This window comes from Pseudomonas sp. Sample_24 (assembly GCF_004307605.1).
In the GTDB taxonomy this organism is placed as follows: Bacteria; Pseudomonadota; Gammaproteobacteria; order Pseudomonadales; family Pseudomonadaceae; genus Aquipseudomonas.
Genome location: NZ_RCNW01000320.1, coordinates 1 through 10,487, shown reverse-complemented (window position 1 = coordinate 10,487; position 10,487 = coordinate 1). Strand labels below are relative to the sequence as shown.

11 protein-coding genes are annotated in these 10,487 nt (G+C 59.3%); 3 read left to right on the top strand and 8 right to left on the bottom strand.

Annotated elements, in window-relative coordinates; translation table 11 throughout:
- Both D8V06_RS17140 and D8V06_RS17135 read left to right on the top strand, forming a co-directional pair.
- The coding region (locus D8V06_RS17140) for a HAMP domain-containing sensor histidine kinase (RefSeq protein WP_130931376.1) at positions 1-762 on the top strand (762 nt) is incomplete at its 5' end.
- Positions 763-764: 2 nt separating this feature from the next.
- Positions 765-2,096 carry a sigma-54 dependent transcriptional regulator gene (locus tag D8V06_RS17135; protein ID WP_130905868.1) on the top strand — a complete coding sequence of 444 codons (1,332 nt, stop codon included), beginning with the start codon at positions 765-767 and terminating at the stop codon, positions 2,094-2,096.
- A 59-nt stretch (positions 2,097-2,155) separates the two neighbouring features.
- Here D8V06_RS17135 and thiO read toward each other — a convergent pair whose 3' ends face one another.
- From thiO to D8V06_RS17100, 7 genes are read right to left on the bottom strand one after another with little or no spacing between them, the layout of a single operon-like run.
- On the bottom strand, positions 2,156-3,256 hold the full coding sequence (gene thiO / locus D8V06_RS17130) for a glycine oxidase ThiO (protein ID WP_130931375.1): 1,101 nt from the start codon (positions 3,254-3,256) through the stop codon (positions 2,156-2,158).
- Between the two features lie 53 nt (positions 3,257-3,309).
- Entirely contained in the window at positions 3,310-3,711 is a 402-nt protein-coding gene (locus tag D8V06_RS17125) for a type IV pilin protein (RefSeq protein WP_056855655.1), read from the bottom strand.
- Between the two features lie 14 nt (positions 3,712-3,725).
- Positions 3,726-6,809 (bottom strand): PilC/PilY family type IV pilus protein, encoded by a 3,084-nt coding sequence (locus D8V06_RS17120; RefSeq protein ID WP_130931374.1) that lies wholly within the window; start codon positions 6,807-6,809, stop codon positions 3,726-3,728.
- The gene (locus D8V06_RS17115; RefSeq protein WP_130907843.1) at positions 6,796-7,263 is read right to left on the bottom strand and encodes a PilX N-terminal domain-containing pilus assembly protein; all 468 of its coding nucleotides are present in this window, start codon (positions 7,261-7,263) and stop codon (positions 6,796-6,798) included. Before D8V06_RS17115 ends, D8V06_RS17120 begins: the two co-directional genes overlap by 14 nt.
- Positions 7,264-7,274: 11 nt before the next feature.
- Positions 7,275-7,988, bottom strand: a complete 714-nt coding sequence (locus tag D8V06_RS17110) for a prepilin-type N-terminal cleavage/methylation domain-containing protein (RefSeq protein WP_130931373.1) — start codon at positions 7,986-7,988, stop codon at positions 7,275-7,277.
- Positions 7,985-8,434, bottom strand: a complete 450-nt coding sequence (gene pilV / locus D8V06_RS17105) for a type IV pilus modification protein PilV (protein ID WP_130931372.1) — start codon at positions 8,432-8,434, stop codon at positions 7,985-7,987. The genes D8V06_RS17110 and pilV overlap by 4 nt, the downstream gene beginning before the upstream one ends.
- Positions 8,431-8,904: a GspH/FimT family pseudopilin gene (locus D8V06_RS17100; RefSeq protein ID WP_130905862.1), complete on the bottom strand. Its 474-nt coding sequence runs from the start codon at positions 8,902-8,904 to the stop codon at positions 8,431-8,433. The genes pilV and D8V06_RS17100 overlap by 4 nt, the downstream gene beginning before the upstream one ends.
- A gap of 130 nt (positions 8,905-9,034) precedes the next feature.
- On the opposite strand from D8V06_RS17100, the gene D8V06_RS17095 reads away from it, so the two are divergent.
- Complete coding sequence (locus tag D8V06_RS17095; RefSeq protein WP_130931371.1) at positions 9,035-9,592, top strand: GspH/FimT family pseudopilin; 558 nt, start codon at positions 9,035-9,037, stop codon at positions 9,590-9,592.
- Here D8V06_RS17095 and ispH read toward each other — a convergent pair.
- Positions 9,561-10,487: 4-hydroxy-3-methylbut-2-enyl diphosphate reductase (ispH, locus tag D8V06_RS17090; RefSeq protein ID WP_130931370.1), on the bottom strand; the 927-nt coding region annotated here is incomplete at its 5' end. The two genes, D8V06_RS17095 and ispH, sit on opposite strands and share 32 nt — an antisense overlap.

Sequence of the window (10,487 nt, the reverse complement as noted above, 5' to 3'; positions counted from 1 at the left end):
TTCATTGCTCTGGACCCGAGCCCACAACACCAGACCCTGGTTTTTCTCGAAGATATCGCGCAAATCGCCCAACAAGCCCAACAAATGAAACTCGCCGCCCTTGGCCGCCTGACCGCCGGTATCGCCCATGAAATACGCAATCCGCTGGGCGCCATCAGTCACGCCGCACAGCTATTGCGAGAATCAGAGGAACTGAACAGCGCCGATCAACGTCTGACGCAGATTATTCAAGACCACTCTCAACGAATGAATCGGGTAATCGAAAACGTCCTGCAAATGTCCCGCCGCCAACAAACCGTGGCGCAGCGCCTCGACCTGAAGCCGTGGTTGCAACAGTTCGTCACTGAAATTCGCGAGGCCGCGACCGAGCGTCAACAGATACACCTGAACATCGGCCCCGGCGACTTCAAGACGTTAATGGACCCGGACCAATTGCACCAGATCATCGACAACCTGATACGCAACGCCTGGCGCCACAGCGCGCAAAACCACGACCTGGCGCAAGTCTGGCTTGAATTGTTCATTGATCCCGACAGCCAGTTGCCGATCCTCGAAGTGCTCGATGACGGGGCCGGTGTGACGCCGGACCATCAGGCGCAACTGTTCGAACCGTTTTTCACCACCAGCCACCAGGGCACCGGCCTTGGGCTGTATCTGTCCCGTGAGTTGTGCGAAAGCAACCAGGCACGCCTAGACTTCAAACCACGCCAAGGCGGCGGCTGCTTTCGCATCACCTTTGCTCACGGACGGAAACAAAGTTGAATATGAGCCCACGGCAAAAAGTCCTGATCGTCGACGACGAACCGGACATCCGCGAACTCCTGGAAATCACCCTGGGACGGATGAAACTCGATACCTACAGTGCGCGTAACGCGAGCGAGGCCCTGGCCCTGCTCAATCGCGAAACATTCGATCTGTGCCTGACCGACATGCGCCTGCCCGATGGCACCGGCCTGGAGCTGGTGCAGCACATCCAGCAACGTTATCCACAGATCCCGGTGGCCATGATCACGGCGTATGGCAACGTTGATACGGCAATCAACGCGCTCAAGGCCGGCGCTTTCGACTTTCTGACCAAACCGGTGGATCTCAACCGCTTGCGGGAACTGGTTAACAGCGCCCTGCTCCTGCCCTCTCCTGGCGTCGCCATCGACCGACGGTTGTTGGGCGATTCGTTGCCCATGCGCAACTTGCGCAAGCAGATCGACAAATTGGCGCGCAGCCAGGCTCCGGTGTACATCAGCGGCGAATCCGGTAGCGGCAAGGAGTTGGTGGCGCGGCTGATCCATGACCGTGGCCCACGTGCCAACCAACCCTTTATCCCGGTCAATTGCGGAGCGATCCCGTCGGAACTGATGGAAAGCGAGTTTTTCGGGCATCGCAAAGGCAGCTTCAGCGGCGCCATCGAAGACAAGCCCGGCCTGTTCCAGGCTGCGCATGGCGGCACGCTGTTCCTCGACGAGGTGGCTGACCTGCCGCTGCCGATGCAGGTCAAACTGCTGCGGGCGATCCAGGAAAAAGCCGTACGCAGCGTCGGCGGCCAGCAGGAAGAGGTGGTCGATGTGCGCATTCTTTGCGCCACGCATAAAGACCTTGGTGGCGAAGTCGCCGCGGAACGCTTTCGCCAGGACCTCTACTACCGTTTGAACGTGATCGAGCTACGAGTGCCGCCCCTGCGCGAACGCCGTGACGACATCGAGCCATTGGCCAGCCACGTGCTCAAACGGTTGGCAGCCGATACGGGTCAAGCGCCGGCAAAACTGCACCCGCAAGCACTTGAGGCACTGAAAAATTACCGTTTCCCCGGTAATGTGCGGGAACTGGAAAACATGCTCGAACGGGCGCACACCCTCTGCGAAAACAAACAGATCGAGGCCGGCGACCTGCGATTGGCCGAGGGTAACTGCACGCCTGAGGGCGGGGTGCCGGATCTGACGCAAATCGACAATCTGGAAATGTATCTGGAAAACGTCGAGCGCCAGCTGATTCTTCAGGCGCTGGAAGAAACCCGCTGGAACCGCACGGCGGCGGCTCAGCGGTTGAATCTTTCATTCAGGTCGATGCGTTACAGGCTGAAAAAATTAGGGTTGGATTGAGGGCCCCCATCGCGGGCAAGCCCGCGATGGCAATCTGACAAGCAACAAATTCCTGACGGTCAAATCCGCCCGGACGGAGCATACGGCGCCGGGTCAATAATCGGATCGCGATCCAACATCACATCGGCAAACAACTGGCACGACGCCGGCGCCAGCACCAGCCCATTGCGGAAATGCCCGCAGTTGAGCCACAAGCCTTCAAACCCGGGCACCCGGCCAATGTAGGGAATACCTTGCGGCGAACCCGGGCGCAAACCGGCCCAATGCCCGACCACTTCGGCATCCGCCAACGCCGGGATCAGCTCAATCGCCGAGGCCTTGAGGCTCTCCAGCGCCGATTCGGTTGGCGTCTTGTCGTAGCCTTCATACTCCAGCGTACTGCCGATCAGAATGTGCCCGTCGCGTCGGGGAATCGCGTAACGCCCCTTGGCCAGCACCATGCTCGGCAGAAAATCCGCCGCGCACTTGTAGAGAATCATCTGTCCTTTCACCGGCTCGACCGGCAACTCCAGGCCCAGGCCCTTGAGCAAATCACCGCTCCAGGCACCCGCGGTCAAGACCACTTGATCGCCATGAATCGCACCACCAGAAGTCTGCACACCGACGACTTTTTCGCCTTCGCGAATAAAACCACTGACCTCGCACTGCTCATGAATCGTCACGTTCGGCAGTGCCTGCAGTGCTGCCTTGAGCGATTTCACCAAACGCGGATTGCGTACATTGGCTACATCAGCCATGTAGATGGCCCGGGAAAAACCACCGCCCAGCACCGGCACCGCATCGTGCGCCGCCGAGATATCCACAGCCCGCAACGGACGGTTCTCGCGCACTGCCCAGGCCAGCGCCTCGGCCTCGTCGTCCAGATCGAGCCAATACAGACCGGTGGTATGCACCTCTGGATCGACCCCGGTGGCAGCAAACAAGCGCTCACCCAGCTGTGGATAAAAGTCCTGGGACCAATGAGCCAGCGCGGTAACTGCCGGGTTGTAACGCCATGGATAGAGCGGCGAAACAATGCCGCCACCCGCCCAGGACGACTCCTGACCGACATTCGAACGGTCCAGCAGCACAACGCTCTGCACTTCGGACGCGAGATTGAATGCCGTCAGCAGGCCGATTACCCCGCCACCGACAATCACCACTTGCTGTTGCCTGTTCATATTCTGATCCAACCGATAAATAGACAGTGGACGCAAAAGGCGCCCGAAAAACCTCAGCGACCCCAGCAGTCCTTGGTGGTCAGGCCGGCCGTGGCGTTGACCATGCCGCGCACGCCTGTATTGGTGATAGTGAAATCACCGCACTTGTCGGTCGCCATGGCTGTACCGGCCTTGCGCACCGCCGTCAGCAGGAAAGTCTGGTCGGTCAGGGTCGACGTGATGGTGTAGTAATCATTGCCAGGGCTCAGGCCGGCAACGCCGGTATACACATTCTTTTGTGTATAGAAACGCTCGAGAATCTGCGCCTGCTCGGAAAGCAGGCCGGCCACTTCGGCACGACGGCCCTTCTTCAGGTACTCGGTGAAACTGGGTGCAGCGATGGTCATGACAATCCCGATGATCGCAATCACGATCATGATTTCGATCAGGGTAAAACCGCGGTTGGATCTGTGCATGCCTCAACTCTCACTTACTGTATTTGTCGCCACATGATGCGACGGCTGCCACCGCCGGATTTTTCCACCACAGTCGTAGTGGTACCACTGGTATCGGTCACATATTTGCGTGTCCCGCCGTTGACGATGTCGTTCAAGCTCGGATTGCCACCGGTGAAAATCACACCCGCGGACACGGTATCGTTGCTGTCGACCACGCCGTCGCTATTGGTGTCGAGCACCGCATAGTTGAGCATCTTACCGCTGAACGCATCGAGTTCGACCAGTTTGCCGGTGCCGAAGCTCGCGCACGGGTCAGTGGTGTCGACACTGGCCGTGGTAAAGACGATCCGACCCAGTATCAGATTGGCCTGATTGATCACCCGTTCACCGGTCAACACGTTGTTGTACACCAATGGCAGGTACCAGCCCTTTTCCGCTGGATAAGTCACCTCGTTCTGGCTGGTGGTGATGAACTGACCTGAGCTACCCGAGAACACACCCGTCACCGCCTGAGCCTGCAAGCTCGAGGTGGTGATCTGCCCGGAACCACCGTCCGCATCCCACACCGCGTAGAACGCCTGCAAATCCTTGTTGGTCTTGTCCGCCGTTTCGTTGAATTTTCCGCTGCCGAAAAATACCACTTTGCCACCCAGCGAGTTATCCGCCAGCAAGGGTTGCGCGGTGATGGGCTGGGTCGTACCACCCGCCGTGGTGAACAACGGCTTGCCGGAAAACGCCACGCCCCAGGTGTCGATAGAAGTACCGCTCAAGTCAAACTTCCACAGCCGCCCCTTCAAATCCCCGCCATAAGCGGCCTGCACCACGTTCTGCGAGTTGACCCTGAGCTTCACCGAGGACAAACCGTTGCTGGTCTCGCTGCCGTCGACGACGATTTTCTTGATCAGCGAGCCGTCGCGGACATCCACTACGTACAGGGCTGCGACCCCGGAGTTGCTGCCGTAGCCGTTGGAAATGAACGCAGCCCAACGACCGTCGGCCAAGCGTGCCACTTCCGGACGGGCGTAGGCATAACCCAGATCATTGAAAGCGTTTGCGGTGTTTGCGCTGGTCGGCGCGCTGATTTCCCACAACGCTCTGGTCGCATTGCCCGCCGAGGCATCGAAGAGTTGCAAGGCGTAGAAGGTCCGCCCTCCCGCCCCGGTGCCACCGAGCGCCAGGGTTTTCCAGGCGCTGTTGAGTTGGGCATCGAACACGCCCACCTGCCCGTCCACCAGGAACTTGTGGCTGACGCCGTTGATGTAGCCGGTATCGGCGATGTAGCGCAGCGACGGCAACACACTCGACGGCATGTAGGCGTAGCGTCGTGCGCCGCTGGTGGAGTTGATGACGTTAACGAAACCGTCGTTGGCGTTGACCACCAGGCTGGCATTCATGTTGGCCGCTTTGGTGGCCAGATAAGCGCTGTAGGTGCTGTCGCCGGAAAGGTCGGAGGCGGTTTTGTCCGTTGGTGACGCCAGGACCAGCGGCGAGTTGATGATATCCCCCAGCAACACACTGCGTACTTTCAACCCGGTCTTGTTGGTGCCCTTGCTCCACTCCACCAGATCGCTGCCGGTGATACCGCTGGGCAGGCCTTGATTGAGGGTGGTTTGTTGGGCTGTGGAGAAGTTGGCATAGGCCAACGTCACGACGGTGTTGGTTTGACTGTTCCAGGACTGATAGGTCGGCGCCGTGGCGCCAGGCACGATGGCCGTGTCGGTGGTCCACTGCACCGCACTGGTGTTGACCGTGCCACTGGCGGTGAAGCCGTAGGACTTGATGGTGCCGCGCCAATCCTTGGGGTCATAGCTGGTTTGAAAGAAGCTGCTACCGCTGCCGAGAATCGTCCCACTGGTCACGCCACTGCCACCGGACCCCGCCTTGGAAGTGATTTCGCTCAGCGCGGAGGACAGCGCGGCATTCAGTCCGGTGCTGTCGGTAGCCTGATAGTACTTGCCCTGACCGTAGTTGGCAGCATCCGACAGCATCTGGTTCGCCGCGGTGAAACCCACGGTGTAGGTGTTCATGTTTTGCTTGGGGAAATCTGTCGCGTTCCAGCTTTTGCCGGCCAGATCGGTTCCGGTGGAGCGCATGTCGATGTCGAAGGCGAATTTGGCGATGTCGTCCAGATAGAGGGTGTCGCCCTCGCCGTCACCGCTGAGGTTGTCACCGTCGTTGGCGCTGTTGCCGTCCCAGTTCGGCAGACGAGTGCCACCCAGCGGATCGTTGGTGGGAAACGTCCGGTCGTAGGTGGGCAAACCGTCGGTAATGACCACCCCGTAGTTCTTCTGGCAGCGATACTGGATCGGGCTGGTATAGGTCGCCGGCGTGGAGTTGTAGTACGGCGCCATGCCGCGCATGTATCGCGTCACTTCGTAATAGGCTTCCGCCAACGGTGTGTTGGCCACGGCACTCAAGCCATTGATCGAGGAAATCAGCGCGTTGTAGTTGGCATCCACCGACAGATCGCTGACAGCCCGGGCAATGTAGCCACCGTTGCCCGGGTTATTACTGATGGGGGAATTGAACGTCGCAAGTCCGATACGCAATGAGCGATTGCTGGTGACCAGATTCTTCGAGACATCCTGAGCGACGCTGATCCGATACTCATCGGGAATTGCATTGGCGCCCGAGGTAAAATCCCGGCTCGAACCGTTGGCCAGCCCCAACAGATACGCCAGATAGTTTGCGGTATACCGGGTGTTTTCATTGCCGACCGGGTCGGGCAATCTCAGGCAAATCGGCGTCAGCCCGAGAAAGCCTCGATAGAAACCGTACCAATTGCCGTTGTTCGGGCAACCGCCCCGGTTCAGGCTCGACAGGGAAATATTGGTGTCGCTCATGTCCAGGTTCTGGCCACTGAGGCATGACGAGTTGGAACCGCAGATCGCGATCTGCGCGCGATTGACCGTGGGATCGAATCCCGGCGCCCAGATGATGTTATTCATGCTCCCTGAATCGTCGATCATCAACATCACGTTTGGCGCGACCGCTGCGGCGCTTAACAAAGGTGAGTCCGAAGGCGTGAAGGCGTAGGTCGGTGCCGCCAGATACAGGCCCAAAACAGCACCGCAAATTAACTGCCAATACCGCGTGCGCCATTCAGTACTTCGCATAAATGCTCTCCACCACACTTCGCGAGTTGCCCGCGATGCCCACGGCAGTTACCCGGTACAAGGTTGCCGAGGTGTTGCTCGGCACGTTCACCGCCGTCAGGGTGGTGCCGATGTTTTGCACCCCGTAAAAGCCATTGCCCGAAGCGATCCAGGTCACCCCTGAGGTTGAATTGAAACCGGCAGCCTTGATGGTCGATGACTCGGCCGGCGGCGCACATTGGCTGGTGCCGCTGCACACTGCCAGTGTGAAGCTCTCGAGTTGCACTGCGCTTTCACCCACGCGCAACGCCGCTTCGGCGGTCTGGAATGACTGATTGCGCAGGCTTACGCTGCCGGCCATTTTTTCTTGCAAGGTGGCGTTCTGCATCGATGAAATGCCGATTAGCGTCAGCAATAGCAAGAAAACCAGGCTGACCAGCAATGCCATGCCGCGCTGGGCGTGAAACGCCATCATTTGTCCCCCGCTCATGGCAGTCGGTTGCGCAACGCGGCAACCACGTTGAAGGTTTGGTTACTGACCCGGTTGTTCGGATCGGTGAGGGTCAAACTCAATCGCACGCTGCGGATGCGTGCCGGGTCGGACGGGTTGCTGCTGTAACTGGAAGCCGACGAGTCGGCAGCAGAGCTGGCAAGGCCAAAGCTCACATTGAAGGCGCTGACGTTGTCCACCAGGACCTGCTGGGCCGGCGTGCCTCGGCCTACACCCATGGTCAACTGGCCGTTCTTCAAGCTGTAGATCAACCGTCGAATCGGGAATGCCAGCTGCCCCGAAGCCGGCGCGCGCAGGTCGCTGTATGCCGTTGCAGTGTTTCGACAGTCGGATATCACCGTCCAGGTCGGCGTCCCGCCGCTGCCTCCGACATCCGCCGTTACCAAAGTCAGTTTGAGGTTGGTGTTATCCCAACTGATCGGTGTGATTTGCGCCGCGTTGAAATCACCCGGCGTACTGGCGTCCGTGATCGTCCCCAGACAACCGAACATGCCCACCATGCGGATTTCCTGAATCATCTTGCTCAGCACGAAACGCGCGTCTTCCTGCATCGCAGCGGCGGCGTTCTGGCTGACGTAGGTGTTTTTCGACGCGATGAAAATCTGCACCACGCCCAGGACCACCACCAGACTCAAGGCCAGGGCGACCAGCAATTCGATCAGGCCGAAGCCTCTTTGCCGGCGGTTCATGGCGTCGATACCGGGTCAACGGTGGCACGACTGGTGAGGACGAAACTGCGACGTGCATTGGCGCTATTGGCGGCCCTGGAGTCATCCCAAGTGATGGTGATGGTATAAACCCGCTGATTGAGTGCGATGCTGCCCGTAGCGGTGGGACCGCCGAAGTTGACGATATTACGAGTGAAGTCGTAGAGGTCCTGGTCCCGGGCTACGTTGAGGTTGCCGGAAGTCGGAGGTGTCACGGTGTAATCGGCAGCGGAGTTGGCGCGGATACGGTCCATCATGTCGTAGGCGATGAAACTGGCCTGGCTGGTCATCCGCGCACTGTCGGTGTATTTCAGCGCATTCAATTGAAAAGCTGCCGCCCCCAACAGCCCGACGCTCAATATCAACAACGCAACCAGAACTTCGATCAATGTCATGCCGTCCTGTGCATGCTTGCTCCATGGCCTCATCCGCAATTTCCACCCAATAGAATTCGTCCGTTCAAACACACATTCAGCGTCCTGCTTTGCGACCCCAGCACATAACTGATCACCACCGCCGTGGACGATGACGCCAGCCCGCCCAGATTGTTGAAATCAATGGGGGTCACCCCTGAGGTTAGTGTCAGAGTCGCTCCGCTGCTCATCGCTGGAACAACCCGCAATACATTGGCCGCAGTGCCAGTACCGTCATAGACCGCTAACTCTCCGGTCCAGACGCCGTCGCCTGCCTTGGGCCGCAGCCGCGTCGTCACGCCTCGGTCGATGGCCTCGAGGCGAGCGAAATTCAGACTGCGTTGCAGGTCGCCGATTTCAGTGTCGGCCTTTGTCGTTTGGGCCGAGCGGGTAAACGCCGGGACGGCCAAAGTGATCAGCACCAGAAAGATCCCCAGCGCGATCAACAACTCGACCAGCGTGAAACCTTTTGAATGATGTTGCATCGGTGCCCTCCGTTGCCGTCGGCTATACCTGCAATTACACGCTAGAACATTCCACCGCCCCAGCGCGGTAGATTTGCCATCAGTCGCGCAGGGAGCGCACAGATCACGCCACTCCAGGGAGGGAGATATCATGCGCCAGCACGGTTTCAGCCTGATTGAACTGCTTATGGGACTGACGATTGTCGGGATTGTTCTACATTTGGTCAGTCCGGCATTCGCGGCAGTTACCGAATCGAACCTTCGCGAGCAGGCTGCGCAGTCGCTGTACAGTGACATCCGCACCGCCAGAACCGAGGCGATCGCCCGCCATCAGAGCGTGATGATTCATTCCATCAACGGTGACTGGGGCCAGGGTTGGCGAATCATTCTGGATATCAGTGGCAAGGGGCACAAAGACCCCGGCAATCCGCTGCTGGTCGAGCGTCAAAGCGCCACGCCGATGCCGATCGTCGGTAACCGACCTGTCAGCCAGTTCGTGCGTTTCAGCCATCTGGGCGAACCACAGTTCGCCCGGGGAGAATTTCAGGCGGGGACATTACATGTTTGCGCTGCGCGCGAAGCGGTCAGTCAGTATCAGGTGGTACTGGCGCCGAGCGGACGCGTCAGCCTGCGCAGCGCGAAGGCTGAGCAGGCGTTGTGCGCAGAAGGAAAAACGCTTAAAGCAGGGAGCGGACGCGCAGTTCTTTAGGCATGGAGAACGTGATGTTCTCCTCACGACCGGCCAGCTCATCGGCACCGGTAGCGCCCCAGGCCTGCAACTGCTGGATCACGCCGCGCACCAGCACTTCCGGTGCAGAGGCGCCAGCCGTAATGCCGATACGTTCGACACCGTCGAACCAGCTCTTTTGCAGGTCTTCAGCGCCATCAATCAGATAGGCCGGGGTCGACATGCGTTCGGCCAGCTCACGCAGGCGATTGGAGTTCGAGCTGTTGGGGCTGCCGACAACCAACACCACATCGCATTCGTCGGCCAGTTGCTTGACCGCATCCTGACGGTTTTGCGTGGCGTAGCAGATGTCGTCCTTGCGTGGCCCACCGATGGCCGGGAAACGCGTACGCAGGGCATCGATGACGCGACTGGTATCGTCCATGGACAAGGTTGTCTGGGTCACGAACGCCAGTTTCTCGGGGTTATGCACTTGCAGCGCGGCGACATCCTTTTCGTCTTCGACGAGGTAGATCGCGCCACCATTGCTGGCATCGTACTGGCCCATGGTGCCTTCGACTTCCGGGTGCCCGGCGTGGCCGATGAGGATGCATTCGCGACCGTCGCGGCTGTAACGCGCGACCTCGATGTGCACCTTGGTCACCAGCGGGCACGTGGCATCGAATACTTTCAGGCCACGGCCGGCAGCTTCGGTGCGCACTGCCTGGGAAACACCGTGGGCACTGAAGATCACGATCACGTCGTCCGGCACCTGATCCAGTTCCTCGACAAAGATCGCGCCACGGTTGCGCAGGTCTTCGACGACAAATTTGTTGTGGACCACTTCATGGCGCACATAGATCGGCGGCCCGAAGACTTCCAGGGCGCGGTTGACGATTTCGATCGCCCGGTCCACACCGGCGCAGAAGCCACGGGG

What these genes read in the sequence shown, in the direction of transcription:
- D8V06_RS17135 (WP_130905868.1), top strand. Translation starts at nt 765, where the DNA reads ATGAGCCCACGGCAAAAAGTCCTGATCGTCGACGACGAACCGGACATC.
- thiO (WP_130931375.1), bottom strand. Translation starts at nt 3,256, where the DNA reads ATGAACAGGCAACAGCAAGTGGTGATTGTCGGTGGCGGGGTAATCGGC.
- D8V06_RS17125 (WP_056855655.1), bottom strand. Translation starts at nt 3,711, where the DNA reads ATGCACAGATCCAACCGCGGTTTTACCCTGATCGAAATCATGATCGTG.
- D8V06_RS17120 (WP_130931374.1), bottom strand. Translation starts at nt 6,809, where the DNA reads ATGCGAAGTACTGAATGGCGCACGCGGTATTGGCAGTTAATTTGCGGT.
- D8V06_RS17115 (WP_130907843.1), bottom strand. Translation starts at nt 7,263, where the DNA reads ATGATGGCGTTTCACGCCCAGCGCGGCATGGCATTGCTGGTCAGCCTG.
- D8V06_RS17110 (WP_130931373.1), bottom strand. Translation starts at nt 7,988, where the DNA reads ATGAACCGCCGGCAAAGAGGCTTCGGCCTGATCGAATTGCTGGTCGCC.
- pilV (WP_130931372.1), bottom strand. Translation starts at nt 8,434, where the DNA reads ATGAGGCCATGGAGCAAGCATGCACAGGACGGCATGACATTGATCGAA.
- D8V06_RS17100 (WP_130905862.1), bottom strand. Translation starts at nt 8,904, where the DNA reads ATGCAACATCATTCAAAAGGTTTCACGCTGGTCGAGTTGTTGATCGCG.
- D8V06_RS17095 (WP_130931371.1), top strand. Translation starts at nt 9,035, where the DNA reads ATGCGCCAGCACGGTTTCAGCCTGATTGAACTGCTTATGGGACTGACG.